General features: G+C 65.3%; 22 protein-coding genes and 3 pseudogenes. 10 read left to right on the forward strand and 15 right to left on the reverse strand.

Annotated elements, in window-relative coordinates:
- Together A9O63_RS10830 and A9O63_RS10835 are read right to left on the reverse strand one after the other, a co-directional pair.
- Positions 1-749 (reverse strand): ABC transporter ATP-binding protein (locus tag A9O63_RS10830; RefSeq protein ID WP_069331944.1); only part of this gene is annotated, 749 nt, incomplete at its 3' end.
- A 16-nt stretch (positions 750-765) separates the two neighbouring features.
- A complete protein-coding gene (locus A9O63_RS10835) occupies positions 766-1,899 on the reverse strand; it encodes a sugar transporter (protein WP_069331945.1) in 1,134 nt (377 codons plus the stop codon).
- On the opposite strand from A9O63_RS10835, the pseudogene A9O63_RS23645 reads away from it, so the two are divergent.
- Together A9O63_RS23645 and A9O63_RS10845 are read left to right on the forward strand one after the other, a co-directional pair.
- Positions 1,867-2,502, forward strand: a pseudogene (locus A9O63_RS23645) (M15 family metallopeptidase); the annotation flags it as partial. The gene A9O63_RS10835 and the pseudogene A9O63_RS23645 sit on opposite strands and share 33 nt — an antisense overlap.
- A 12-nt stretch (positions 2,503-2,514) precedes the next feature.
- Entirely contained in the window at positions 2,515-2,997 is a 483-nt protein-coding gene (locus tag A9O63_RS10845) for a hypothetical protein (RefSeq protein ID WP_069331946.1), read from the forward strand.
- Between the two features lie 151 nt (positions 2,998-3,148).
- Here A9O63_RS10845 and A9O63_RS22765 read toward each other — a convergent pair whose 3' ends face one another.
- The 4 genes from A9O63_RS22765 to A9O63_RS22030 form a co-directional block, all read right to left on the reverse strand.
- The gene (locus tag A9O63_RS22765; RefSeq protein WP_141703074.1) at positions 3,149-4,015 is read right to left on the reverse strand and encodes a hypothetical protein; all 867 of its coding nucleotides are present in this window, start codon (positions 4,013-4,015) and stop codon (positions 3,149-3,151) included.
- Entirely contained in the window at positions 4,012-5,376 is a 1,365-nt protein-coding gene (locus tag A9O63_RS10850; RefSeq protein WP_069331947.1) for an AAA family ATPase, read from the reverse strand. The genes A9O63_RS22765 and A9O63_RS10850 overlap by 4 nt, the downstream gene beginning before the upstream one ends.
- 1,177 nt (positions 5,377-6,553) lie before the next feature.
- Positions 6,554-7,648, reverse strand: a complete 1,095-nt coding sequence (locus A9O63_RS10855) for a tyrosine-type recombinase/integrase (protein ID WP_084295789.1) — start codon at positions 7,646-7,648, stop codon at positions 6,554-6,556.
- Positions 7,620-7,820 (reverse strand): hypothetical protein, encoded by a 201-nt coding sequence (locus A9O63_RS22030; RefSeq protein WP_023004235.1) that lies wholly within the window; start codon positions 7,818-7,820, stop codon positions 7,620-7,622. The genes A9O63_RS10855 and A9O63_RS22030 overlap by 29 nt, the downstream gene beginning before the upstream one ends.
- Before the next feature lie 135 nt (positions 7,821-7,955).
- On the opposite strand from A9O63_RS22030, the gene A9O63_RS10860 reads away from it, so the two are divergent.
- Positions 7,956-8,603, forward strand: a complete 648-nt coding sequence (locus tag A9O63_RS10860; RefSeq protein ID WP_069331948.1) for a hypothetical protein — start codon at positions 7,956-7,958, stop codon at positions 8,601-8,603.
- A 399-nt stretch (positions 8,604-9,002) separates the two neighbouring features.
- A complete protein-coding gene (locus A9O63_RS10865) occupies positions 9,003-10,472 on the forward strand; it encodes a cation:proton antiporter (protein WP_205631836.1) in 1,470 nt (489 codons plus the stop codon).
- 228 nt (positions 10,473-10,700) lie between these two features.
- Here the strand turns inward: A9O63_RS10865 and A9O63_RS22770 are convergent.
- The 3 genes and pseudogenes from A9O63_RS22770 to A9O63_RS10875 form a co-directional block, all read right to left on the reverse strand.
- Positions 10,701-10,844: pseudogene (locus A9O63_RS22770) on the reverse strand (IS481 family transposase); the annotation flags it as partial.
- 142 nt (positions 10,845-10,986) lie between these two features.
- A complete protein-coding gene (locus A9O63_RS10870) occupies positions 10,987-11,340 on the reverse strand; it encodes a response regulator transcription factor (protein ID WP_069331950.1) in 354 nt (117 codons plus the stop codon).
- A gap of 3 nt (positions 11,341-11,343) precedes the next feature.
- Entirely contained in the window at positions 11,344-12,825 is a 1,482-nt protein-coding gene (locus A9O63_RS10875; RefSeq protein WP_069331951.1) for an RAD55 family ATPase, read from the reverse strand.
- A 617-nt stretch (positions 12,826-13,442) separates the two neighbouring features.
- On the opposite strand from A9O63_RS10875, the gene A9O63_RS10880 reads away from it, so the two are divergent.
- Positions 13,443-14,783, forward strand: coding sequence for a DUF2254 domain-containing protein (locus A9O63_RS10880; protein WP_084295791.1), 1,341 nt, complete (start codon positions 13,443-13,445; stop codon positions 14,781-14,783).
- A 515-nt stretch (positions 14,784-15,298) separates the two neighbouring features.
- Here A9O63_RS10880 and A9O63_RS10885 read toward each other — a convergent pair.
- A complete protein-coding gene (locus A9O63_RS10885) occupies positions 15,299-15,937 on the reverse strand; it encodes a class I SAM-dependent methyltransferase (protein WP_069331952.1) in 639 nt (212 codons plus the stop codon).
- A complete protein-coding gene (locus A9O63_RS10890) occupies positions 15,934-17,337 on the reverse strand; it encodes an MFS transporter (RefSeq protein WP_205631837.1) in 1,404 nt (467 codons plus the stop codon). The genes A9O63_RS10885 and A9O63_RS10890 overlap by 4 nt, the downstream gene beginning before the upstream one ends.
- 90 nt (positions 17,338-17,427) lie before the next feature.
- Between A9O63_RS10890 and A9O63_RS10895 the strand changes: the two genes are divergently transcribed.
- Together A9O63_RS10895 and A9O63_RS10900 are read left to right on the forward strand one after the other, a co-directional pair.
- Positions 17,428-17,883 carry an Rrf2 family transcriptional regulator gene (locus A9O63_RS10895; RefSeq protein WP_069331953.1) on the forward strand — a complete coding sequence of 152 codons (456 nt, stop codon included), beginning with the start codon at positions 17,428-17,430 and terminating at the stop codon, positions 17,881-17,883.
- Between the two features lie 607 nt (positions 17,884-18,490).
- Positions 18,491-19,087, forward strand: coding sequence for a porin family protein (locus tag A9O63_RS10900; RefSeq protein WP_069331954.1), 597 nt, complete (start codon positions 18,491-18,493; stop codon positions 19,085-19,087).
- Between the two features lie 158 nt (positions 19,088-19,245).
- Here A9O63_RS10900 and A9O63_RS22035 read toward each other — a convergent pair whose 3' ends face one another.
- The 3 genes from A9O63_RS22035 to A9O63_RS10910 form a co-directional block, all read right to left on the reverse strand.
- Positions 19,246-19,719, reverse strand: coding sequence for an OsmC family protein (locus tag A9O63_RS22035; RefSeq protein ID WP_235836959.1), 474 nt, complete (start codon positions 19,717-19,719; stop codon positions 19,246-19,248).
- A gap of 295 nt (positions 19,720-20,014) precedes the next feature.
- Complete coding sequence (locus tag A9O63_RS10905; protein ID WP_069331977.1) at positions 20,015-20,575, reverse strand: AAA family ATPase; 561 nt, start codon at positions 20,573-20,575, stop codon at positions 20,015-20,017.
- An 812-nt stretch (positions 20,576-21,387) separates the two neighbouring features.
- The gene (locus tag A9O63_RS10910; protein WP_011339500.1) at positions 21,388-21,762 is read right to left on the reverse strand and encodes a hypothetical protein; all 375 of its coding nucleotides are present in this window, start codon (positions 21,760-21,762) and stop codon (positions 21,388-21,390) included.
- A gap of 747 nt (positions 21,763-22,509) precedes the next feature.
- Here A9O63_RS10910 and A9O63_RS23095 point away from each other — a divergent pair.
- Positions 22,510-22,719 carry a hypothetical protein gene (locus A9O63_RS23095; RefSeq protein ID WP_167354618.1) on the forward strand — a complete coding sequence of 70 codons (210 nt, stop codon included), beginning with the start codon at positions 22,510-22,512 and terminating at the stop codon, positions 22,717-22,719.
- A gap of 370 nt (positions 22,720-23,089) precedes the next feature.
- Here the strand turns inward: A9O63_RS23095 and A9O63_RS23350 are convergent, their stop codons facing one another.
- The gene (locus A9O63_RS23350; protein WP_235836960.1) at positions 23,090-23,455 is read right to left on the reverse strand and encodes a hypothetical protein; all 366 of its coding nucleotides are present in this window, start codon (positions 23,453-23,455) and stop codon (positions 23,090-23,092) included.
- A 266-nt stretch (positions 23,456-23,721) separates the two neighbouring features.
- On the opposite strand from A9O63_RS23350, the pseudogene A9O63_RS23355 reads away from it, so the two are divergent.
- Both A9O63_RS23355 and A9O63_RS10920 read left to right on the forward strand, forming a co-directional pair.
- Positions 23,722-23,946, forward strand: a pseudogene (locus A9O63_RS23355) (integrase core domain-containing protein); the annotation flags it as partial.
- A 223-nt stretch (positions 23,947-24,169) separates the two neighbouring features.
- Positions 24,170-26,233, forward strand: coding sequence for a methyl-accepting chemotaxis protein (locus tag A9O63_RS10920; protein ID WP_069331955.1), 2,064 nt, complete (start codon positions 24,170-24,172; stop codon positions 26,231-26,233).
- Positions 26,234-26,434: the final 201 nt, after the last annotated feature.

The following is a 26,434-nucleotide window of genomic DNA, read 5'->3' on the forward strand; positions in this document are numbered from 1 at the left end:
CGGGCCCGCGCGAGGGCCCGGGGGCCGGGGGGTGCGGCGCCCGCCTCTTCCCCCTCGCCCTCCCCCTCGACGCCCCGCATCCAGGGCGGCAGGGCGCCGCGCATCATGCTCTCGTGGTGGCGGATCGCCTGATCGATGCGCTCGTAATAGAAGAGCTGCCCGTCGTGGAGCACCGCCCCCGAGCGGCAGAGCTTCTTCAGAAGCTGCATGGAGTGCGAGACGATCACCGCCCCGCTCTCCTCCAGCCGCGCGCGCAGGATCGCATTGCTCTTGGCGCTGAAGGCCGCATCCCCCACCGCCGTCACCTCGTCGATGAGATAGGTGTCGAAGGGCACCGCCATCGAGATGCCGAAGGCCAGCCGCGAGCGCATCCCCGAGGAATAGCTGCGCACCGGCAGGTGGAAATGCTGGCCGATCTCGGCGAAGTCGCGCACGAAGGCGATCATCGCCTCGGTATCGACGCCGTAGAGGCGGGCCACGAAACGCACGTTCTGCGCTCCGGTGAGCTCGGGGTGGAAGCTGCCCGAGAAGCCCACCGGCCAGGAGATCGTGCCGCTCGAGAGGATCTCGCCCGTGTCGGGCAGCATGGTGCCCGCAAGCATCCGCAGGAGGCTCGACTTGCCCGCCCCGTTGCGCCCCAGAAGCCCCACGCTCTCGCCCGTGGGGAAGGTGAAGTTCAGGTCGCGCGCCACCACCTTGCGCGTCCCGTTCAGGACGTAGCTCTTCGAGACGTTGCGCAGCTCGATCATGGGCGGCCCTTCGCGCTCAGCGCCGGTCGCGCACGCTGTAATAGATCAGCATCCCGATCGCCCAGAGCATGAGAGCGAACCCGCCGATCATCAGCGTGAGCAGGCCGCGCTGCGGATAGAGCGACCGCTCGGCGAGGGTCGGCCGGACATAGGTCGCGAGATAGCGGCTCATCCGCTGCGCCTCGGCGATGGCCGCATCGTGGTTGGTGAGCGCCGCGATATAGGCCTTCTCGGCGAACTCGAGATCGACGGTCAGCCGCTCGAATTCGGCGATCATGGTGGAATAGTTGCTGGCTCCGGTGCCGGTGCCGCCGCCCAGGCCGAACTTCTCGCGCTCGCGCTGGATCAGCTCCTCGATCACCCCGATGCGCCGCTCGTTCTGGGCAATGCGCGGGTCGCTCGGCTGGGTGGTCTGGCGCAGCAGGTTGAGATCGATGCTGGCCGCCGCGAGCTGCTGCTGGAGCGTGTTCAAAAGGCCCATCTGGGCCTGGATGTCGGCCGAGGGATCGACGATCTGGGTGCGCGAGCGGAACTCGGTCATGGCCACCCGCTGCACGCGCAGCCGCTCGACCGCATTGTCGAGCTCCTCGCGCGCATAGCGCGTGGCATCGGCCCGGGCGATGGCCGACAGGTCGTTGATCGTCCGGGTGGATTCGTCGAGGATCGCCTGGGCCACCGCCTGCGCGTCCTCGGGCGTGAAGGCATGGACGCGCAGCTCGATCAGCCCGGTGGTGCTGTCGTAGCTGACCCGCACCATGCCCTGCCAGTAATCCACCAGATCCTCGATCCCGCCGTCGGGGTCGAAGCTGAAGACCGGATCGAAGCCGGGCTTCGAATAGATCGCGCGCAGGTCGATCCGCTCGTTGATCCGCTGCACCAGCTCCTGGCTCTGGATGAACTGGTAGAGGATGTCGGAATCCGAGGCCGAGCCGCCGCCGGTGAGGCCGAAGCTGCTCAGCCCGCCCAGAAGGTCGAGCGCCGAGCCCATATCCTCGGTGCGGACCGAGAAGCCCACGGTCGAGGTATATTGGTCCTCGGCGATGGCGAAGAGATAGAGGCCGGAGGCGAGGGTCGGGGCCAGCACGAGGCCGAGGAAGCTCGCGAGCAGGCCGTGGTGGCGCATCCGGCGGTGCTGGCGCGGCTCGGCCATGCGCCGGGCCGGATCGACGGGCTCCTCGGGCCCAACACCCACGAGGCGCTGACCGCCTGGGCCTCGGGGCCGGTGCGGACCGCCGTCGACCGGCTGCCGCTGCCGGGCCATGCTGTGGCCGATGCCCAGGGCGCCTATCCGCGGCAGGAGTCGGTCGCGACCTTCTATGGCGTCGCGGGCGGTCCCGACTGCACCGCCGGGATCGTCGATCTGCCGATCCCGTTCCGCCTCGCCTGGGATCTCGACACGAGCATCACGAGCTTTCGCTGCCACAGGCTGGTCGCGGCGCCGATGACGCGGATCTTCCGCGAGGCGGTCGCCCACTACGGCGCCGCCCAGTTCGAGCGGCTGCGGCTGCACCTCTTCGGCGGCTGCTTCAACCACCGGCCCATGCGCGGCGGCTCGGCCCTCTCCATGCACTCCTGGGGGATCGCGGTCGACCTCGACCCCGAGCGCAACCCGCTCCGCTGGGGCCGCGACCGGGCGAGCTTCGCCGCGCCCGCCTATGAGCCCTTCTGGACCATCGTCGAAGCCGCCGGCGCCACGAGCCTCGGCCGCGCCTGCAACCGCGACTGGATGCACTTCCAGTTCGCCCGCCTCTGAAGGAGAGAGCCCATGTCCTCGATCATCGTCCTCGCCCTCGCCCCCTGCTCGCTCGCCTTCATCCTGCTCGTCGGCTGGCCGCTGGTCGCTGCACTCGCCCGGGTGGCCGCTTTGCTGATCTCGTCCGCTATCTTTGTCACACTCGCCGCGCCCGCCGCCGCCTCGACAGGCAGCGATCTTCTGACCGCGCTGACGCCAAGCCTCCTCGAACTCGCGGGCGTGGCGCTGACTGCGCTGATCGGGTTCGCGACCGTCCGCTTCCAGCGCTGGACCGGGATCCAGATCGAGGCGCGGCACCGGGAGGCGCTGCACTCCGCGATCATGACCGCTGCACGGGTCGCCGTGGCGCGTGGTCTGCCTCGCGAGGTCGCGACCGAGTTTGTCTCCTCTTACGTCCGCGCCTCAGTGCCCGTGGCACTGAAGCGCCTGTCCCCCTCGGTTGAGACGCTCGACGCGCTTGTCCGCTCTAAGCTCCTCGAGATCGCCGAGCGCTGAGCATCCCGTCCGCCCGGGGCGCGGCAACCGGCCGCGCCTTTCGGCCACGTGCTCCAGCTCCAGACTCATTCCCTGGAGCATCTTGTCTTATCGCCATGCGTGTTCGTCAGCCTAAGGATAGCGCCACGGCAGCTCATCCTTCAAAAGGCGATCAGCTCAACCTCTTGTCCAAAACTCTATAGCCGGCATTATTCCCCTCCCACTCCAGAACTTTTGAATATATGGCCAGTGATCGAAAGTCCCTGTCGTCGAAGCTCATCCTTATGTGAGACTCTATCTCACTTCCCCACGTCTGAGGCCTTTTACGTGAACCAATCTCTGCCATCAGCATCTTTCCAAGTGCGCAGCATAAGTCGTGACCATTCGTCATTTGCAGGTCAGGCTTCGGCGTCTCCATCTCCTTGCAAATTTCTATTTCCATCCAATCGTGCCTCGAGGCGTCGACGGAACCATTTGCAGTTAGGGAATTTAGGTAGTCACGCAATAAATCCCTCCCACTGTCAAAAAACTCAGATACATCCACCCCAGAGGTTCGGAATTGAAAAACGCGCTTTACGCCGAGAAGCCGGGCGGTTGATATCGGACGCAGAGCTGTATGGATCATGTTCAGAATTTGGTTAGCCCCCCCCAGCGCAGCAACTTTGGCTTCATCCGCAACCTCATCGAGATATCGTACTGTTGCACCAGTATGAAGCCAATCTGAATCTAGGTCATGCCCAAAGGATCTGACAATATTTACATTTTTTTCCTGCAAGCCCAAGACGCTTCTAAAGTCTCGATCCAGTATAGCAAGCACCCCCTTGGCGCCCCGTTGGATTAGGATTTTTATTGCCCCCTCTGCTTTTCTGACCGACTGGCAGTTGACCAATGAGCAAGCACTTTCATCAATGAAATTTTTAAACCTTTTTATGTCTGTTTTACCCTCCAGAAGCAAGGTTGCCCCTTTGTGAACCATTCTCTCCATTATTACTTCTTGAGCAATGTCGCGCTCGTCCATGAAGGCAGTAATCGAAATCACTCGGAACGATCTCCCACGCCGAAAACGTCTCCCAGCTCAACGACGATGTCTTCCCAGTGACTAATTAGCTGAGGCGAGTGCGTCGCCAGAACCACGTCGAAGGAATTCAGCTCAATAATATTTATTAGATCTGCGACAAACTTCTTCTGCCATGCCACGTGAAGAGACAACTCAGGTTCATCTATAAGTATGAGCGAGTTCTTCTGTATCTCAAAAAGAAGCTCAAAGAACAAAACAAGCTGATGCTGCTCGCCGGAAGACAACTTATCAACTGGAATTTCTCCGGATTGCGCCTTTACAAAAATGCCGTGATCTCTGTCTACCGAAACCGTCTTCGTCGAGAATCTTTGCGATATCAGCTTTTTGAATAGATTAATTCGAGAGAGAAGCGGATCAAGTGTTTCTAGCTTCTTCTGTGTATCCACGGCATACATCTGCAAGACCCTCGCGACCGCCGGATCGAGCGTGCCGGTTGGCAGGGCAACTGGGTCATCCACCTCACTATTGAGAATTCCTGCCGACATAAGCTCTTTGCGCTTTGCATCCAACTCTATAAGCTTCGATGTTAAATCAACGTGATTGCTCTGCCCCCCCTCCAAAATCACCCGCCTCGGGAATGATCTATCTAGCGTCTGAGAAAATGCGGCATAAGAGTTTATTTCAGATGATATAATGTTCTTAAGAGACTTAGCCTTCTCATTGATTGCAAGTTTGGAGCGCTGCTCATGACGCGGCTTATAGTATCGCTCTTCGATCTCGTCCGATATAACCAGCAGTCTCTGCGTCTCGATAAGCCGACAATCTATCGCTTTTGAATATGCAAGAATGTCAGGATGGATATCACCCCAAAGACCCGTCCTTATGCTCTCCGGCAAGCTATCCCCAAAGGCTTCTACTGCCTCTTGGAGGTCATAGATATCACCGGTGCGATCATGCCGCCACCGCGCGTCACCAACTCGACTTAGAAACGGCAAGTATCTTTCGATCGACGCCTGCCTTCTATCTGTGATCACCTTCGGGATCCACTTTGCTTTTACCTTTCCCGATGCATCGTGCAGGCGAATCTCGAGTGACTTTCTATTCTCCGCCCGGGCCGGTTCGGCATTATCTGTATGGCGCTTGGATATTGTAATTTTACATTCGTCTGAGAACGTGTATGTCAGCTTGGTGAACTGCACGCCAAGCATCAGGGTCCACTTTCGGGAAAAGAACGCTGCAATTAGACGAAGGCATAGGGTCTTCCCCGAGCCATTAGGCGCTATGATCGCCGTAACCCTCTTTTCGAGGTTTATCGGGATTTCGTAGTTGTATTCACCAAAAAGCTCGGAGACAGAGAAGTTTCTCAGCTGAACTTCTTCCAATGGACTTACCTCTTATGGCTAGGTACGACGATCATACTGTTCCCCTGTCAGCAAGCAAGGCACCATGCGGTGGTTAGCCGCCCTGATGAGGCGGCTAACCCTGAGCCTCTTAGCCTGCCCCTTGGCCCGTTACTTCATGGAACATGCTCGCTGGCTGCAGGCGTTAGCGGGGCCCTAACTGGTGCGGTGGCTTCTGCGTCGGAAGTACTCCAGCTGGATCGTCGTCCGCTGCTGCGCTTTTCATCGAGTATCGTCACCTACCACGACCGACCGCCTCCATGTTCTCTTGGAGTTTCTCCACACCGGCATCAGTCAGCTTTGACTGTGCTGCGTAACTGCCAGCGAGCGTGCCGCAGTCTATTGTTTGGAAAGTCCGCTTCTATGGCATGCTGCGTCCGCCAAGCAGCGGAGGCGCGTGTCCGCTCACCGCCCATTGCGAACGCGGCCGCGCGCTCGGCATGCAAGGCAGCTTGGGGCTAAGTTCGCGAGTCTGAGAGGGGCTGGGCCCAAGCCGCCTCCGCCTCAGCGCGAGCGGCCGCTCGGTTCAGGACGAGGGCATACCTTAGCTCTCCGCAACGCCCGCCAAGAACATCCTCACCTCGTTCGCGCTTCGCAGTCGGAAGAGGACTGGCACAGGCGTGTTTCCCCCCTCGCGACCGCTCGATCCATTCGGCAGTACAGCGAATATGGTCGATGTGAATGACCGGCATACGTCGCGAACGCGCGTACAGGGAACAGCCGCAGCGCCTCTGGAGCCAGTTTCGACGTTTTACAGCCGGCCCTTTAGGTCATTGATTTCTTACTGGCCTAGGGAAGACCCATTTACAGAAATTCCTAAGCAAAATCAGCGCTTTCACAGGTCCCGCCGGGGTTACCACCCGAGCGCCTGCTCGGTGGCGGCATGCCTCAAGTCTGAAGATGCTAGCCGAGCACTAAGCCGATGCGAAAAGCGGTCTCGATCGGCCTATAAGCCAACCTGCCCCAGCCAGCGGCCAAGGGCCGCACGGCCGCGGTCGGCATCGATCACCCCGCTCCTAACTCATTGATCCTGCTAAAGCGCAGTCGGCCGAATCGTGGAGCACCGCTGCATTGATTGACCTGGCTCATAATCGCAAGGTCGCGACCAAATGGGGGCCTTGCTCATGGCGCCCCCTCGCCACCATCGGTTTCCAAGCACTTAGACAGAATCGCCGCCCTCGGGCCCGCGCCGTTTTACAGCGCGTTTTACAGCGGGCGTTCCGACTCCGTGCTTTTCGAGCTTCGCCACGGCGGATTCCCCGAGGCGCCGATCCCGCCCGAGATAGTGCTTCGACAGGATCCCCTCGGCATCTTTCAGGCTGTGCCCGGTGAGCGCCGCGATCTCGGGGACGCTGCAGCCGGCGAGGGCGAGGAAGGTGACGGCCGTCCCCCGAAGATCGTGAAACGTCACGCCCTCGATGCCGGCCGAGGCCTGCGCCTTGCCGAAGCTCGTCTTGAAGCCGTCGCTGGTCCAGGGCTGGCCACGCGAGGTCTCGCAGATGGTCAGGGTCCTCCGCCGCCCCCTCGCCCCCTCAATCGCCTCGCGCAACGGCTGAGCCACCGGGATCAGCATGTGCCGGCCCGTCTTGCTCTGGCGCAGCCGAATCGCCTTCCCATCGTAGGCCGTCCAGGTGAGCTGGAGGATGTCGACCTGACGCTGCCCGGTCCAGATCGCCAGCAGGAACGGCAGGCGCACCGGCCCCGGCGCCGCGGCGAGGAAGGCCGCGATCTGCGCCTCGGTCCAGATCGCGTCGGCGCGTGAGCCGGCATAGAGCCGGCCGGGCTTCTCGCAGGGGTTCACCGGGATCTTTCGCCGGTCGTGCGCCCAGGACAGGATCCGGGCGAGGACGCTGAAGGCATAGTCGGCGCTGCGCTTGCTCTTCTGCGCCAGCCGGTCGCGCCAGTCGAGGAACTCGCCCCGGACGCGCGGATCGGCCAGAGCCTGCACCGGCATGTCGCCGAAGTCCGCCTCGATCTGGCGGATATGGCGAACGTAACCCTTCCAGGTCGCCTCGGCGAGATCGGTGAAGGCCGGCGTCTTCTGGTAGGCCGTGATCAGCGCTTGCAGCGTGCCGTCGTGATGCACGGGCCGGTCCCGCGTCGCGTGGGCGGCGTTGTAGGCCGCCACGAACTCGGGGCTTCCGGGGGCCGCGTCGATCCTCGGGCCGCCGCGCCACGCATAGTGGTAGACGGCGATCTTGCCGCTCGCCAGCTTGCGGCGGACCTTATGAACGCCCTTCAACTCGACCTTCACGTTTTGCCTTCCATGCTCCGAATGCGTCGTCGACCGGCGGTGCCTTCGTGCTCTCGCGGATCACGATGCGCCCGTCCGGCATGATCTCGCAGGCCCCGACATCCATGCCGGCATTCTTCGCCGCGCGGATCGCGCGGGTCAGATCGACCTGACGGAATACGGATCGCGTCATGCCCCCTGCCCTCCCGCTTCCCTCCGTGCCGCCAGATCCGTGTCGGCCCGGCATGGGAGGAGCGCGACGCCTCGACACAACGGGACGGCTCGTTCGCGTGCTACAACGGGGCGGTGCAGGTGCGGTGAGGTGCGTATGGAGCCGGTCTTCAGTCCGATCATGATGGCGTTTGGCGTGACGCTCGTTGTCGGCATCTCCGCCCTCGCCTTTCTGAAGACCAAGCGCAGGTTCGGCGGCAATGTCGCGCTCATCGGCATCTTCGCGGCCACGATTGCCCTGATCGCCGCCGCCGCTCTTTTCAAGGTCGAGCGCGATGCGCAGGCGGCCGGTTTCGAGAACTGGTCAGACCGGCAGGCCGCTGCGGCCGCCGGCATCACCGACCCACAGGCGTGGAAGCAGAAGCGCGCGCAGGCCGAGACTGCCACCGCCTCCGAGGATCCAGAGCGGATCGCGGCAGAGCGGGAGCAGGCAGAGGCCGCGGAGGCCGAGCGGGAGAAGGCGGAGGCGAAAGAGGCCGCAGAACGCCGTTTTGCCCCGCACTGCCTGAACCCCCAGGACGGATCGCACCCGGAGTTCGTGAGCGCGGTCAAGGCCCGGCTGCGCAACCCTGACAGCTTCGAGCACCTCGAGACGCGCGTGCTTGAAGTGGACGAGGAGGGCAGGAACATCATGGTCATGGCCTTCTGGATGCGGGACCGCTTTGGCGAGAAGAAGATGGAGACCGCCTTGGGGAGCTTTTCCAACAAGACCTGCGGGTCCTTGGCCGTCGAGTTCCGGGAGTAGGGCACGGTCTGCATGGGCTGCGGCTCGATCTCTGTAGACCTGTCGCAGGCCTTCCGCGCCTCAACCGCGCTGTTGCCCGCAACGGCGAGCCTGGTCGCCCCTCACGCGGGGGCGTGGATCGACCCGAACCCCGATCTGCTCCAGTTGGTCCTCGACAGACGCGAGTCGGCCGGGAGCCCCCGCTCCGCGTGGCACAGATCAGACACGAGGACCGCCACCTCGGCGCTCCCAGTCCGATCGCCGATGCAGCGGGGATCGCGCGGCTGATCTAGGCGGCCCCGGAGTTGGTCAAGAAGACCCTCGCTGCCTGATGATCCCTAGACAGCCTATGCGGGACCATTGAAAGCCCGAACAGGAAGCGCGAAAAGCCCGCCGGCCCTGCCAGACAGGTTAGACTGGATGCCGCGTCAGGATCACGCGACACATACGGCAAAGGAGCGCAGGAACCAACGGCGGATATCGAGGTTGAACCGGCGCGGCAGTCTGACCCGTCCTCCCCACACCTTCCCCTCCATTGAAGTCGCCCGGCGCGGCGCCGAGAGTTTCAGCATGTTCGAAAAACTGACCGAGGCGCCGGATCCCTACATCCTCGTGCTCATGAGCTTCGGCGTGCTGATCGCGCTCGTCGCGTGGCTGCCGCTGGCGCTGCGTCGGCTTCCCCTGTCGCTGCCGATCGTCTGCATCGGGCTCGGCGTGATCCTGGGGGCGATGCCCTGGTTCGACTTCGCGCCGTCACCGCTCGACCATCCCGAGTTCACCGAGCGTTTCGCCGAGTTCGTGGTCATCATCGCCCTGATGGGGGCGGGGCTGAAGATCGACAGGGCCTTCGGCTTCCGCTCCTGGATGACCACCTGGCGGCTGATCTTCCTGACTTTGCCGCTGGGCATCGCCCTGATCGCGCTGCTCGCCGGCACTTGGTTGGCTTTGCCTTGGGCGATTGCGCTGCTGCTGGGCGCGGCCTTGGCGCCCACGGATCCGGTGCTCGCCTCGGATGTGCAGGTCGGTCCGCCCAAGACCGGCGAAGAAGACGAGGTGCGCTTCGCCCTGACCTCCGAGGCCGGAGTCAACGACGGTGCCGCCTTTCCCTTCGTGCATCTGGCCATCGCGCTCGCGGCTTCTGCGATGACGGGAGAGCCCTGGCTGGGCGAATGGCTGGCCCACAACGTACTATGGGAGATCGGCGCGGGCATTCTTGTCGGATACCTGATCGGCAGGCTGTTCGGATGGATCACGTTCCGAATCCCGGCGGAGACCAAGCTTGTCAAAACCGGCGACGGGCTCATCGCGCTGTCGGCGACCTTCGTCTCCTACGGGGTGACAGAGACGATGCACTGCTACGGCTTCCTCTCGGTCTTCGTGACGGCATTGACCTTCCGGCGGGCCAGCCACAGCCACGAATTCCACAAGTCGATGCATGACCTGACCGAGCAGATCGAGCGGATCTCGATGATGGTGCTGCTGCTGCTGTTCGGAGGCGCGCTGATGCATGGTCTTCTCGCGCCGCTCCAGCTGGCCGATGTCGTCGCGGCTGTCCTCATCCTTCTGGTGATCCGGCCGCTGACCGGCCTCATCGCCCTCGCGGGATCCCATTCGTCGTGGCATGAACGGCTGACGATCTCGTTCTTCGGCATCCGCGGCATTGGCTCGTTCTACTATCTCGCCTACGGCCTGAACCATATCGAGGATGCGTCGCTCGCGCCGCGGCTCTGGGCGATCGTAGGGCTGGTTGTGCTCCTGTCGATCTTCATGCACGGGTTGTCGGTCACTCCCATCATGCGCAAGCTCGACCGGGTTCAGGGACGCGATCCCGACGCCGAGGACGCCGTGCCGCCGCCGGGCTTCCAGGGCCCTGCGTCGGGCGATCGCTGACGGGCAGCCTGGTCCGTCAGGAGAGGCCCGGTGCGGCAGCGACACGCTCCAGCAGGAGGGGTGCTGCAACGTGGGAGTGCTGCAGAGGAAGATCCGCGGGACACTGAAGAGTGCGGAGCCCCCGTGGGACTGCGCTCTGTCCGGCGCCCGCTTCTGGAAGATGGCGAACCCGAACCTCGGGGTAGCATCTCCGAGGAGCGATCCGCGGTCGCTCTGAGGTCTTCCGGCCTAGGTGTTCAGTCCCGGCATATGGCAGATTGGATCAAGGATGAATCGATCCGGGTCTGATGTCCAGATTTTGCAGATGTATTCGCAGGGCGTGAGGCCGCCGAGTGTCTTCAGCCGGCGGGCAAAGTTGCAGGCTGCCAGGAAGGATCTCACCATCAAACCATGGGATCAAACACCTAGGCGTGCCGCGTCGCGGTTTCACCAATATGCCCGCTAACATCCAACGGAGGCTGCACGTGGTCGTGCGGCGCGAACTGTGCGCGGAACGGGGCGAGGCAGCCCCGGATCAATCGATCAATCTGGAGATCATGTCCAGGATCTGGGTCACGCGGTAGGGCTTGTCGAGGTGCAGATCGTGCCCGCCGGGGTAGGTCTCGGGCAGCTGACTCTCCGGGACCGACGTGGCCAGGATGATCGGCACGCCTTGGCCTCGGGCGCGCAGTTCCGCAATCATGGCAAGCCCGTTCATCCGCGGCATCATGTAGTCCGTGATGATCAGGTCGGGCGGCGAAGACAGGGCTATCTCCAGCCCGCGCGCGCCGTCGTATGCGATGTCGACCATATGCCCCTCATCCTCCAGGAGCATGCTCGTAGACATCGATATGAGAACCTCGTCCTCGACCAGCAGGATGCGCGCCATCGATCAGTGCCTCTTCTTGCCGGTCCGCCGTGCAAGTGCCGTATGCGTGCCTCCTTCAGCAGGATCGGCCGGGGCACCCTCGGGCCGGAGCAAGCCAAGATCCTTGTCGCCGAACTGGACGCCTGTCCCGTCGATGAAGAACTCCTCCGAGATGGGGTCGAAGTCGCTGTCCCGGATCTTCAGGATGGAGAGGTTGCGCCGCAGGACACCCTTTCGCAGCGCGTAGTGGAGAAGGATCACATTGTCCGCCACCGCGGACAGCTCGTCCGATTGCAGCTCCTCCGGCAGGAAGAGTTCCTTGCTCTCCAACGTCCAGAGCACGGCTACGCCCCGGGCGCGAAGCCGCTGATTGAGAGCGTTGACGAAAGACTGCAGGCGCTGCGGATGCAGAAGCGAATCGCGAAAGATCGCCAGCCCGTCCACCACCACGCGACGAGCTCCGGTCCTCTCGACGCATTCGATCAACTCGTAGGCAAGTTCGTCCACGAGGTTTTCGGCCGGGCTGTGCCACATGAGGGTGACAGCACCCGACGCGACCAGTCCAGGCATGTCGAGGCCGATCGATTTCCCCTTAATCTGCAGACGCTTCGGCCGCTCGTAGAAGCCGAGCAGGACACCCGGCTCCTGTGACGTACATTTCGAGAGGAATTGCAGCCCGAGCGTCGTCTTGCCCGAGCCGGTCGGTCCGAGCACCAGGGTGGCCGAGGCCGCCGGATACCCGCCGTGGAGCATGGTATCGAGCCCAGCGATGCCTGATGCCACCCGACCCGTCTGCTCGTCCTCATCCTCCACGCTCGTCCCACGCGCCTCCAGGCGCGGAAAGACCTTGATCCCGTCATCCGTGATCCGGAAGAGATGCTCTCCCCGGACGAAGTTGCCGCCGCGCTGTTTGTGCACGCTGAGCGAGCGTACGGACCGGAGGCCCTGGCTCACGTCGCGCAGCTCGATCCAGCCGTCCACCATCGTGAATTCCGGTGAGGAGGGCTCACGCTGCTGGTTGGTCAGAATCACGAGGGTCATGCCCAGAAGGGCGGCCTGTCCCTGGAGTTCATGAACGAAGGTCCGGAATTCGTGCTCGCTGCCGGCCACGTCGTGGATGACGAAGAGGCCGTCGAGGATCACGAGAGAAGCGCCGTTTCGCCGTGCTTCCTGACCCAGAAGACGGATGACGCCGCGAAGGCCCTCCTTTTCCAGGGTGACGTAGGCAGAGAGGTAGGTCAAAAGCCGCGGCACGCTGTCGTCCGCGTAAAAACCCATCTGCTTCATGTAGTGGATCATGTGGTCGTGCGACTCGGCCAGCAGGCTGACATACAGCGCCGTTCCGCCATTTCTGGTGTGCTTGAAGCAGATCTGGTTGGAGAGGATTGTCTTGCCGGCTCCCGGCGGGCCCTGAACTATGTAGGCAGCCCCTCGGAGCAGGCCCCCATTCAGAACAACATCCAGCCCCGGAATTCCCGTTGGCATGCGCTCGATGTCGGATTTCAATGTCAAGATCCTCCAGCTTTGAGCTTATTCTCCGGCCCCCGCATCGATGTGCCGACACAAGCCGCAGCGCAAGCCTAGAGCAGCAGGTCGCTTCCAACTCCGCCGACGAGCAGAAGCACCCTCAAAGTTCTCACGATGGAAGCCGCTGGATTTCGGAGCGAAAGCCGCTTCGCACGGGAAGGCGCAAAGTCCTGCAACTGGTTGGCAGATCCGCGATATCGGCAGGAGCCCCACCAGGCGGATCACGTTGCGCCACGTGCTCGGACTGCTCCGTGGCCTCGACAGGGAGGTTGGCCGTGTTCGTCCAGCGTCACTGCCATGCCGGTCTGACGGAACGCGACGAACCGCTCGGGGGTGGGACGGATAAGCACGTGGTTCTTGCCCTGGTAACAATGGCCTGTCCGCGCATGTCGGGCAGAACGTGTGTCCTCGGGCATCGGCACCTGGCAGCGCCGTCCGGGACTGCAGCTGTGGCTTGCAAGGCGAGAGGAGGAACCGGAAGGTCGCCCTCACGTTCTCGCTAGCACACGATCCCCATGGCGTCAGGTCTGGAGGCCAGATCTGGAACAGGCGGTTGCCGGCGCTGTTCGTGGTTTAAATGACTGCAGGTCCCTCGCTTGAACGTCGAGAACATCAAGACCGTCTGGGACGACGTGCGGACCAGCTTCTGGTTCGTGCCCTCGCTGATGATCGGGATGGGCGGCCTGCTGGCGCTGGCTGGCGCGGCGCTCGAACGGCGGATGAAGGGGACGGGCGCGGATGCGCCGTGGTTCATCCCGGTCAGCGCGTCCTCGGATGCGCGGGACCTGATGTCGACGCTGGTCACGTCCATGGTCACGGCGACCAGCCTGATCTTTTCGATCAGCATGGTGGTGCTGACGCTGGCGGCGAGCCAGTTCGGGCCGCGGCTTGTCCGCAACTTCATGGCCAGCCGGCAGACGCAGCTAATCCTCGGCACCTTCGTGATGACGATCGTCTACGGCCTGCTCACCCTGAGCATGATGGGCTCGCGCAGCAGCCCCGAGGCGGAAGCCCAGCCCGCCCTCGCCATCGCAGTGGCGCTGGTGGGGCTTCTCGGCCTGTTCCAGCATGAGCTTGCGCGCTCGATCATGGCCGAGACAATCATCACCCGCGTCGGCGAGGAGCTGAACGGGCTGGTGCTGGCGCTGCCCCGGCTGGAGGCGCCGCCGGATGAGCACCCCGAGCGTGCCCTGCCCGAGCGCTTCGAGGAAGAGGCGGCGCATCTCGGTCCGGCGCGGGCGGGCTACATCCAGGCGATCGATTTCCGCAGCCTCTCCGCCGCCGCCGAGCGCGCCGATTGCCTCGTGGGGCTGCACTCCCGTGCCGGCGACTATGTGGTGCGCGACGGCAACGGCATCGCGATCCACCCCGCTGGCCGTGCGTCCGACGCCCTTTGCCGCGAGGTGCGGCAGGCGATCGTCGTCGGCATCCGCCGGACCCCGGTCCAGGACGTGGAATTCTCGATCCGCCATCTGGTCGAGATCGCGCTGCGGGCGATGTCGCCATCGCTGAACGACCCCTTCACCGCGATCACGGTGATCGACCAGCTGTCGGACTCGCTGTCGCTGATGCTGAACCACGAACTGCCGCCGGGGCTGCATCGCGATTCCCGCGGCATCCTGCGCGTCGTCTGTCCGCGGCCGACGCATGCGAGCGTGCTGGGCGCGGCCCTGGACCAGATCCGCCAGAACGGCGCCGACAAGCCGGTGGTAGCGATCCATCTTCTGGAGGCGCTCGAGCGGCTGGCGTTGCATGCGGCGTTGCCGGCCCAGGTCGAGGCGATGCGCGCCCATGTCGACCTGGTCCTCGAGGCGGCGCGGAGTCAGATCGCGCAGGAGGCCGACCTCGGCGCGGTCGAGCGGCGCGGCGCTGCCGCCACGGCGGCCCTCTCCAAACGCTCCCGCGCGCCCTTTCCGCTCTGCGACTGGCAGGAATGACCCCGGCCCGGAACGAAGCGGGCGTGGGGCGGCTGCAGGGGCGGCAGGCGGGGGGAGTGCGGTCATGAGAATAGGTCTGGAGCCTAGGCCATATTGCCCGCTGCCTGTTGGGCGCCTGTGCGAGGTTCACTTCCTTCGCAACGATCCGCCTTCTGCCGCTGGCCGAAGCGACAATGCTTTCTACCTCGCGCCGGTCATGATGGATCCTCGCCGGGGCGGTTTTTGCCGTGCCACAGAGCAGAAGGGCTTAATTGCGTAGTGTCTCATGGCAAAGGGTTGCCACGCGGAGCCACGCCGGCAATGGGCCGGCGGCATTGGTCACGCAATGCTCGTCCACCAGAGCGCCATGTCGCATCGCACGCGGTCGTATCATCGGTGGGAGCCGCCGGTCTCGCAGGGCTGCAGATGCCAGGCCGCGGGTGCGTCGGATCGCTGTCGATCCGGCGCACCTCTCGAATGGCGAACGCCGCGGGAGAGTCCGCCCACCCGCTCAGGTCAGAGCCCGATCATGGGCTCTAGGCCGCGTGCCTCCGGACCAGCACCAGGTTGTCCTCCAGCATCGCCTCTGTGCCGTCCGGGCCGCGCCCGGGGCGCCTGACGACCTCTGCGGCGACGACCTCGAGCTCGGAGGTCGGCGCGCCGGTGGCGGCCAGTTCCTCGGCCAGCGTGGGAAAGATGGTCGAGGACGTTGCCTCTCGGCTCCACGGTGGCGCCGCCGCGTGCGAGAGGATCAGGAGATGACCGCCCGGGCGCAGCCGCCGGGCCGCTCGACGGAGGATCGCCTCGCGCGCCAGGGCGACGGGCGACTGCAGGTAGAGCGCGGTGATCAGATCGAACTCGCCCTCCGGGAGGGCGACAGACAGGTCGCACCGCTCGAACTGCGCCTGCTGCTCCAGACCGAGCGCGGCCGCGCGGACACGGGCCCGGGTGACGGCGGTCTCGGAGATGTCGCAGCCGCGGACCTGCCAGCCCTGCGTGGCCAGCCAGATGACGTCATCGCCATGGGAGGCGCCGAGGTCCAGGGCCCGGCCCGGCTGCAATCCGGCCGCAATCCGTAGAAGTGCCGCGGTGGCGCGGCCGCTCGATGAGGTGCGCTTGGTCAGATAGAAGTCTTCCCAGAAAGCCATGGGATCTTCTTGCGGGTCGATGGTCACGCTTCTGCCTTTCGGTGATGGAAATTGCGCAGGCGCAGCAGAGCCAGTGCCAGCAGCGCCGCGGCCCCGGTCGTGGTGATCTGCAGCCACATCATCGTGGAGGCCGCCTCGAGCCCCGGCCGCGTCTCAAGCGCCTGCCCGTAGACGGCAAAGCTCAGCGCGATGGAGGCGGCCATGGCGACCTGCTGCATGGTCTGGATGGCGCCAGCGCCCGCACCGGCGAGCGACTTCGGCAGGCCCGACATGCCAAGCTGCATGACCGAGGTCACCGTCATTCCCATGGCCGCCCCCGCCATCAGCATCCCCGCCCGCAGCGGCCAGAGGCGCCCCGGCGTCATCCCCGGCAGGATCGCGTGGATCAGCAGGAAGCTGCCGCAGAGCAGCGCGATCCCGAGCGCCACCCGCGCCAGCGGCTGCAGCGCAAGGCGCCCGGCCATCCAGGAGCCCGCCACCACGCCGGCGGGAAAGCCGGCTGTCACCAGCCCCGTCTGCAGCGGGCTGAGGCCCAGATCGCTCTGCAGGGCCAGCGACAGGACCATGAAGAAGCCGGGTGGCGCGGAGACCGCCAGAAGAAGGAAGACGAGGCTCCAGCGGAAGCCCGGCTCGCGCAGGAGGGCGGGCGGGATCAGTGCCGCGGGTCCGCCCTGTGCCGTCAGCAAGACAAAGAGGGCGGCACAGGGCATGGCCGCGGCCAGCATGAGGAAGACGGAGGCCGGCCAGCCGAAGGCGGGACCGAGGGACAGGGGTGCGACGAGGCAGAGGATGAGGGCCGCGAAGCTCGCGGTTTCGACCGGGCGGCTGCTGCCGCCCTTGGAGGGTTCTTCCGGAGACGGCTGCCATCGGGCCAAGAGTATCACGGTCAAGGCGAGCGCCGCCTCGGCCAGAAGGATCGCGCGCCAGCCCAGCCAGTCCGGCGCGGCCACCAGCAGCGCCCCCGCCAGCAGCGGTCCGCAGACCGAGGCGAAGGAGCCTGTCATCGCCAGCCGTGCGAATGCGCCCGATTGAGCGACAGGCGCGAAGAGCTGCGGGATCATCGTCAGCGCCTGAGGCGCCACCGCGGCCGCGCCCACCCCCTGCAGCATCCGCGCGCCCGCCAGAAGCAACGGCCCCGGCGCCAGAGCGGACAGAAGCGCGCCGATCAGGAATAGCGCGCCGCCGGCATGGAAGAGGCGCCGCCGCCCGAAGCGGTCGCCGGCTCGGCCCGCCGGCAGCAGCAGCATCGCGACCACCAGCGGATAGGCCCCTGCGATCAGCGTCAGCGGCCCGGTGCCGGGATCAAGATCCACGCCGATCCCCGGCATGGCGATCGCCATCATCGGCACGGCGACGATGGTCATGGCCATGCCGATGAGCAGCGGAACGAAGCCTCGCGCGGCGGCAGGTGCAGGGCGGATGTCCATATCGGGCGAATCATGTAACTGCATTTGTATCTTGATAGCACGAGTCGTCCGCCTCATGTGATGTATGAAATTACAAGACTGGAGGTATGGATGCGCCAGGACACCCGCCTTTCCCGCCTGCTGCATGTGCTGCTGCACATGGCGCAGACCGACGCGCCGATGACCTCGCAGCACATCGCGGAGATGCTCGGCTCGAACGCGGTGGTGGTACGGCGCATCATGGCGGGGCTGCGCGAGGGCGGCTATGTCGAGGCCGAGCGCGGCCATGGCGGCGGCTGGCGGATCATCCGGCGCACGGAGGAGATCACGGTGCTGGACGTCTACCGCTCCTTGGGCTCGCCCGACCTCTTCGCCTTCGGCTTCTCGAACCCGCAGCCTTCCTGCCTCGTCGAGCAGTCCGTGAACGCCACGATCGCGGAGAGCACGGAGACGGCTACTGCAGCGATCCTGGAGAAGTTCGCCACCCTGCGCCTCTCGCAGATCGAGGCGGAGGTGCAGGAAAGGATGTCGAAGAGAACGCGTGGAAGGGCGGCAGATCTTGGGTGAGGCGGCCCGATGGGGCGCCGCGGACGCTGGACGGTTTCAGCGGATAGGGGAGCCTTGCGGCCATCGTGCATTCCCCCGCGCCTGCGGCGGAATACATGGTCAGCGGACAGGCGAATCGTGCTCCGATGATCGATCTGGACATCATTGCGCCTGAGGATCTGTCGCGTTCAAAGAACTGGCTTGGCCAGGCCTCGCGAGGATGAGGCACCGCTGTCGGGGCAGCCGGGCTCCCGGCACTTCACAGACGTGGGATAAGCTGGTCGCCTTGATCAAACAGACCGCCCCGCGCGACGACATGGCGGCTTCCACGGCCCGCGAGAGGCCTGAAGCATCGACATTTCCCTTGGCGTGCCCAGGCGGAGGCGTCGCGACGCGACGGGTCCGGGCGCGGATTCAGAGCCAGGGAGGCGTGCGGCAAGCGGGCAACACGCAGCGCCGCTGGAAGACACGGCCTTGGAAATCCTTCCTTAGCATCGGCAAGCGAGTATGCTGGACTGACGAGGAAGGCTTCGTCTTCTTCCTGTCGACGCGGCCTGACGCATAAGCAATGGCCGGCATCCCGCCAGAGTAGGAGTGCGGAGGCCGGAGGTTCGACTGGAGGTCAGAGATGAAACGCATTGCAGTACTTGCGCTCGGTGGCCTGCTTGCAGCTCCCGCCTTTGCCGGAGGCCCCCTCACCGTGACCGCTGAACCGGCCATCGAGCCGGCGCCCGTCCCGGTCATGGTCGCTCCTGTGACCGACTGGAGCGGATTCTACGTCGGTGGCCAGCTTGGCTACGGCGACATCAACACGGACATCGACGGCTACGACGGCAACGGCGCGATCGGCGGCGTGCATGCCGGTTATCGCTATGATTTCGGTCGCGCTGTCGTCGGTGCAGAACTGGCCTACGACATCAGCAATATCGAGATCGGCGATGCGGATGACGAGCTGGATAACCTGGCGACGCTGAAGCTGATGGCAGGCGGCAAGGTCGGGCGCGGTCTGCTCTATGCGACCGTCGGCGGAACCTGGGCCGACGTGTCTTCGGATGCAGGCGATCCGGACGACGGCTATCTCTACGGCATCGGATATGACCACATGCTGAACGACCGCTGGTCGATCGGCGCCGAACTGCTGCGCCACACCTGGGACTCTTTCGACGACGCGGGCACCGATGCGGACGCGACGACACTGCAGGCGAAGGTCGGCTTCCGGTTCTGATCGCTGCCGTGGTGAAAACACGAACGGGCGTGGAGTAATCCAAGCCCGTTCTTCATTTGCGGTCCTCTCCTGCCGAGGGAGCGATCTTGTCGCGTTAGACAACCACCGCAGCGTCAAACGCTTCCATAGCTCGGCGCTCCGCTACCGCAGCGGAGCCCTCAGGGTATTCCTATTGAATCGTCGATCCGCGCAACGAGTGGGCCCGTTTGGTGTCCCTTTGCCGGATCAATCTGACAGGCGCTCGAAGGAGATTGGGAAGGCCCCATAAGCGAGTGAGCAATGGTGCTGCGCTCGCGTGCCACCTCCAGAACCTGGGCAGCACCCTCGCCGGTCACCAAGGCGGCAACATGCGCCCGCACCACGCGCGGCGGTTCCCCGGCCAGGTCGACCCACGCTTGCACCCGGTGAACCCGAACCTTCGCACTCAAGGCTTGCGCCGCATAGTGCAGGTCGTTCCAGAAGCAGGCCCCCAAAGACGCCGCCAAAAGTTCGGCGCCATTGAAGCCCAAGCCGCTTCCCCCGGCCGAGCCGGACGGTCGGTCGGCGATAACCACCTGCCCGCTCGACGAGCGTCCCAACCCAGCCTGCGTTTCGGAAATGGCAGAATAGCTGAAGGAGATCTTGCGGCTCATTGCGCACCTCGATCCTACCCCGAAGATCGCCACAGGCGTGGCCGTCGCCCTGCATATGGTTAGCTTCCCGCCGTTCGCCGCCGCCGTCAAGCGTCCTCAAACCCACGTATGGCTGCCCGTTGCCGACGGCGCCCCCTCGCCACCATCGGTTTTCTAAGTCTTGGGCTTCCAGACGCTTGGTAGCGAGAAGAAGGGAGGCTTGGCGGCTGCGACTTCTGGCAAGCCGCACTTTACGGCGGCGCCAATGGCAGTTGTGCCTCGAACGACCGACAGCAATACGGCCGGCCACAGACTTTCAACGCCTCGGGACGAGGGGCTGCGCCGGGCGGGACGACAGCGTACCTGAGCTCTCCGGAAGTCCCGCCAAGAACATCCTGACCTCCCTCCCGCTCCGCAGCCGGAGGATGCGCTTGTCGCCGGGCGCACCCGCCACCAGCCGTTCGATCTGCGCCCGGCTGGCGATCCGCGTGTTCCAGATCCAGCGGTAGAAAGACCAGTCGAACTGCTCGGGGCAGCCGTCCGGCAGATCGGGGCGCGTGCGCCCACGATACTTGAGCGAGCGCAGGAACACGCGCCAGAGCCGGACATGGATCGGTACATCCAGCCAGATCAGCGTGTCGCAGCGCGCGAGCCTCTCCGGCCATGTCGCGGAGTGTCCGCCCTCGAAGATCCACTCGTCGCGCGCATGCACCTCCTGGCACAGGCGGGTCTTCTCCTCGCGCGACCGCTCGACCCATCCGGCCGCCCAGTGGATATGGTCGATGTGAACCACCGGCAGCCCAGTGCGCCTGCCGATCTCCCGGGCCAAGGTGGATTTGCCCGAGCCGGGCTGTCCGACGATCATGACTCGTTTCATGAGGGCCTCCTGCCAGTTCGCGAAAGCCCACCGGCGTAGCATCGGAAGCTCCGTGCCTCAACCGCCTGTGCGTTGGCGGCGGCGGTGACCGGAGGAAGTCCCCTGCCCTGCCCAATCAGCATGGTCACTGCGGGGCTGCCTCGGCGAACTCAGGCAGACCGGGGCATCAGGCGTCCCTGCCCGGCCGGCGCAACGGTTCCCGCTCCATGCGAGATCAGTCGCCACGCCAGGCGTAAGGCCGCGTGCACCCGCAGAGAGGCGAGAGAGGCCGACGGAGCTCGAGCGGCCGGATTAGGGTCGGGATCGGTGATGGTCTACGCCTGCCGGGACCGCGCATGGCGTCGCTCCGAGCCTTGCAGCTTTAGAACCAGACTTGCCAGAATTTCCGGCGAGTCCGAAAGGGAGGGCGCCCGCCCTGCAGCGCAAGGAACTCGCGCCAGCCCAGCCCTGAGCGCCACTTCCGGGTGGCGAGCGAGAGGGGCACATGGCGCACCGGCAGGCTGTTGATATTGTCCACGACTGTCGGCCCGGGAAAGCCAAAGACGAGGCCTCGGCGCTGACGAGGCGATGGACTGGGTGGCCGGCGGTTGCTCATGGTCGTGTCCTTCCTGCCAGTTGATGATCATGAAGGCCCGACTTCCAGGGGCATCCAGATCGCCGCATCAGGGAGTCAGAGGGAACGCCCGGAAAGAGGATATCCGAGGTCAGGACCATCATGTAGCACGGCGGGACGGGATTGCGAGGTGCATCTTCCGATGGCAGGACGCCCCCTGAGGGGCCGGACGGCGAGGCCTCCGGGCACCTCGGACGGGTCAACGCTCGTAGAGGCGGCGCAGCTCCGCCTCGGTGACTCCGTCAGACTCCATGACCATCCGGATCATGGGATCGTCCAGCATCGCCTGCAGGAAGAACTGATCGAGCGACTGGCCTGACGCTTCGTCGCGCGCGATCGCCGAGTCGATGTCGGCCAGCCGCACGGTCAGGGACCGGGCGAGGTTGGGCATCTCTGGCGTGGGATGGAGGTGGATCACCACCGACGCCCGCCAGGCCGCCGGATCCGGCATGCCCGCAGGAGGCCGAATCTCGGTATCGAGCTGGTATCGGCCGGCCGGAAGTTCCGCGTCAAAGCCGGGCAGACGGAACGGTCGCAGGAACACCGCGGTGGATCGGACGATGCGGTCGGCCATGGTGGTCCTCCTGTCCTGGGTTCGTTTGCGGGTCCGAGCCATACCCGACGATGGTCCGGAGCCGTCGCCCGTGCGCGACCGGGCCTCACTCATCCGGCACGACAGTCGCATGGGCCGTCGCGCCCCCAACGCGTTCCCGCCGCAGGGCGTCATCGACGGTGCGCAGACCAGTACGACGACGCTTGCGCCCGGTCCAGTGCTCGACCGTAATGTAGAACTGGATCCGCTGCCAGCAAACATCCCTTGGCGGCGGGGCGCCATTGAGCTCGGCGCAGATCTCGCATGTCCCCGACGCGAAGAGGTTGCCGCCGAGGCGGAACGTACTCCGGAAGAAAAGCCCCAGGGGATGGCGCGCGCTTCCCCAGCATCTCTCCTCATGACTTGCCGCTCGGCGCTGCCTGACGGGATGTCGAAGGCATCGCGAGATCATGATGCGGGGAGTGGTGCGCCGCCTGGCAGGTCGCCCTGCCGGTCGGCTCTCGATCAACCCTTGTTCGGGGGGCGCCTCGTTCCCATATGAAGATATTACCGAGGCATCAGAGCCGTTGCCTGCCGTCCGGGCCATGATCCGTCGGCCGGCGCTGTCCGGGCGACATTCGGCCCTTCCCGTCGTCCGGTTCCGGCACCGCAAAGAAGCCTCGAACCGGGTGCCGCGCAAATCGCGACGCAGCGCACGTTCGCCCGACGTCCCGAGCGGCCGGAATACGCGCGAGATGACCGATCTCGCCAGCAGAACAAGGAACAGGAATGCGATCTCCCAAGTCTGACCCACCGCGGTCCAGCCACGGCCAGGCCGCTCAGCGCGCCGATGCCGCAGCGAAGGCGATCATCGCCGCCGAAACCGACGCGCGGAGGGCGCAGGTCGCGCGCCTGAAGGCGGCACGGCTCGAACGCGATGCAGCGCTTGCGGCCCTGCCTCCGGCGCCAAAGCCGGTCCGCAAATCCGGCCGGAAATGACCGCAGGTCTGCGCGAAGGCTCCCGGTTTGGCCTCGGAAAATGAGGACCGGTCCCTCCTCTCGCAGGAGCCGGTCCACCGTCAGGATAACAGGCGCCCGCCTCCTAACCTGCCGGTCCTGCTAGAGGCGGCCTTGCCCCGACATAGGCCACCGCACGCCAGATGTTGCCAGGCCGGGGTGCCTCCTGGGCACCCCCCAGCCCTACGAAGAATCGGCCTTGGCGCCTGTGCCAGCGTTTTACAATCGAACCGCAACCTGTTGATTTTCCAGGGTCGGGCTCAGCTGCGCTTTCCAGGGTGCAGCCTGCGTTTGCAGGCACTTGGCCCTGCCTCATAATCGTGGGGTCGGGGGTTCAAGTCCCCCCTCGCCATCAGCGGCTTCCCACAATCTGTTGGTCGATGCCGAGCAGCCGCTCCATATTGCCGCGGACCTCGACCAGGACGTCGCCGGTCTCATCCTTGGGATGGAGGGTGATCTCGGTGATGATCCGGCGCAGGGCCTCGACCGAGGTCGCGTCGAACGTGCCGTCGCCCCGCTGCAGCGCGGCCGAAAGATCGGCAATGGCGCGGGTATAGGCGGCCGTCGCCTGCGGGTGCAGCTCCACCACACTGTCCTCGCTCGAGGCGATCTCGAGCTCGCTCCGCGCGATTTCTGCGGCCTGCTTGGCCTGCAGCACCTGGGCGTCGGATTCCTCGCCTTCGATGAGCCCGCGCGCCATCATGTCGACCAGCCGCATGTAGCGGGCCCGGCTGTCCGCCGCGGCCCGTTCCAGCCGTGCCCGGTCGCGGCGCGCCGTCCGTCAGGCGGCGGCGCTCCTCGGCATAGACCCGGACGAACTCCTTCAGATAGTCCGGGCGGTCGAGCTGCGCCCGAAGGCGATGGAAGATCGCCTCCTCGATCTTCTCGAGCCGATAGCGCGCCTTGGCCCGCAGCTACGCCGCGCGGCATCATTCAGAGGCTGAATCCCGCCCCAGAAGCAAGATCATTGGGTGCTGACCCTGGCTGCTGAACGGCGAGATCGCATACAGCCTCGCCGAAGCCTGGACCATGATCCAAGCTTGGCGGCGGCATTCATCGCAGGGCTACCGTCCCCCGGCGCCACGGGAAGTGCAATGGCCGGCTTCGCCACCCGCTCCCGCTACGCAGGCCAACTTGGCCGCGGCGAAGCAACAAGACGGTGCGAAAGAAATCCCTTTCTGTCCCAATGCGCCAGCCTTGTCGTTGTGATCGGACGATGCAAGAGCAGCGGCATGGGGGCCGCTGCAGTCTCAGCGCAAGAGAGATGTTCCCGTCAAAGGTGTTATTGCCGGCCTGCCCAGTCGGGTGGGGCGCCCGAGCTTTAAGCCTTATGCGCTGCAGAACCACATACATTTTAGCGGTGCAGTTGCCGCGCTGGTTTTCCGCTGTATCAGTGTGGCTTTCATTGGTGGCAAGCGGTCGGGAATATCACATGCGTGCTCTGCTCTGGATCCTCCGGTTTCGCGTCAAGATCACGCTCGCGCTGCTGCTGGCGGGCCTTCTGCCGGCCGCGGCCATCCTGACGCTCGACACCTCGCGCCTCCGGGAGGCCGCGCAGGCCTCGGTCGAAGCGGAGCTGAACCTCGCCGCCGACATGAAGGAGGCGCAGGTCCAGACGTGGTTCGCCACGCTGGTGCGTGTCGGTCAAAGACTCGCCGACAATCCTGCCACGCTTGAAGCCCTCGACGAGTTAGCCCGTGGCCGGGCCGGGCTTCTGGCCGATCCCCCCTTCCGGGTCGGCGAGGCGCGACTGACCGAGCGTTACGACCTGCAGTTGCAGGCGACGCGCGGCGCGGCTCCCGGCGCGCAGAAGGAATGGATGGCACTCGACGAGGGGGCTCGGCGGCTCCAGCATCTCTATGTCTCGGCCAACCCGAAGCCCGTGGGCGAGAAGCACCGGCTCGATGATGCCGGCGACGGCAGCGCCTATTCGGCCGCCCACCGCCGGCATCATCCGTTCCTGCGCGGCTATCTCGAACGCTTCGGCTTGTACGACCTGTTTCTGATCGAGCCCGAGAACGGCACCATCCTTTATACGGTCTTCAAGGAGACCGATTTCGGCACCTCGCTCTTTTCCGGCCCCTACCGCGACAGCGCCTTCGCCCGGACCGCGCAGAGGATGGCGAAGGAAGGCGGGCGCGATCCGTTTCTGATCGCCGATTTCGAGCCCTATGCGCCCTCCTACAACGCGCATGCGGGCTTCATCCTGCTGCCGTTGCAGAAGGATGGCACCCTCGTCGGCATCCTCGCCTTCCAGATCCCGATCGAGCCTCTGAACGAGATCATGCGCCGCAAGCTCGGCCGGTTCGAGACGTCGGACGGCTATCTGGTGGGGGCGGACGGGCGCCTTCGCTCGGTGCCGCGGCGGGCGGCCGGCATCGAGGTCGGGACGCCGGTGGCGGGGCCGGTGGCCGCGGCCGCGCGGGCCGGCAAGGCAGAAAGCCTCGAAGGCGCCAATTACGGCGGCGAGCCGATGGTGGCCGCGGTACGGCCCGCCCGGATCGGCGGGATGACCTGGGGGATGGTGTCCGAGATCACGGCCGAGGAAGCCTTCGCCGAGGCGCGCGCGGCGCTTCGGACGGCGAGGGTGACGGCGGCGGCTTTGGCGGGGTTGATCCTGATCGCGGGGCTTCTGCTATCGGCCTGGCTGATCCGGCCGATCCGCCGGCTGTCGCGCCACATCGAGGAGGAGGCCGGCCGTGCGGTCGAAGCACTGGGAACCGCCTCGACGCGGGTGGCAACGGCGGCCGAGAAGATGGTGGTGACCGCCGAGGAAGCCGGCCGGCAGAGCCGGGAGGTGCGGGAGAACTCGCGGCTTGCCGCCACCAATGTCGCGACCGTTGCCTCGGCGGTCGAGGAGATGTCGGCCTCGGCGCAGGAGGTGGTGCAGGGCGTGATCCGCACCAGCCGCCTGATCGAGGAGACGACGGCGCGAACCGGCGCGGCGCAAACCTCGCTCGAGGCGTTGGAGAGCGCCACCGGCCGCATCCGGGGCGTGGTCTCCTTCATCGAGGGGATCGCGCGAAAGACCGACCTTCTGGCATTGAATGCCGCGGTCGAGGCGGCACGGGCAGGCGAGGCGGGCCGCGGCTTCGCGGTGGTGGCCGAAGAGGTGCGCAAGCTTGCCGCGCTGACCACCAGTTCCACCGGCGAGATCGCCGCCGAGGTGGGGGCGGTGACGGGCGCGGTCGAGGCCAATGGCGCGGCCGTGCGCGGTATCGTCGAGGCGGTCGGGCAGGTGCAGGCGCAGGCGCGGCTGATTTCCGTCGCGGCCGGGCAGCAGGGCGCCGTCGCGGCCGAAATCGCCTCGCGAATGGCCGACACCGCAGAGCGCGTGGCCCGCGTCGATCAAGGAATTGCCGGCGTCGAGGAGGCCTCGACCGATGCGGCCGCCACCGCAAAGGGGCTGACGGCCGAGATGGAGACGATGGACGCCGCCGCTGAGGGCATGGGCGCGGCCGTGACCGACTTCGCCGTGATGGTGCGTGACCTCTGATCATGCCACATCCAGAGGGCGACCTTGTTGCTGGTGGACGCCATCGTTCCTCCGTCACGGCGACGCTTCTGCCTTGAAGCATGAGCCGTCGCCAACGATAGAGCACTCAGGCGCCACGCCGTTGCGGCGGTTCATGACCGAAATGCGGACCGATCCGCCTGTGTCTCCTTGACGATCCCGAAGCTTCTCGGCGGTCGTCCA

The sequence above is a fragment of the Cereibacter johrii genome, from assembly GCF_001720585.1.
GTDB lineage: Bacteria > Pseudomonadota > Alphaproteobacteria > Rhodobacterales > Rhodobacteraceae > Cereibacter_A > Cereibacter_A johrii.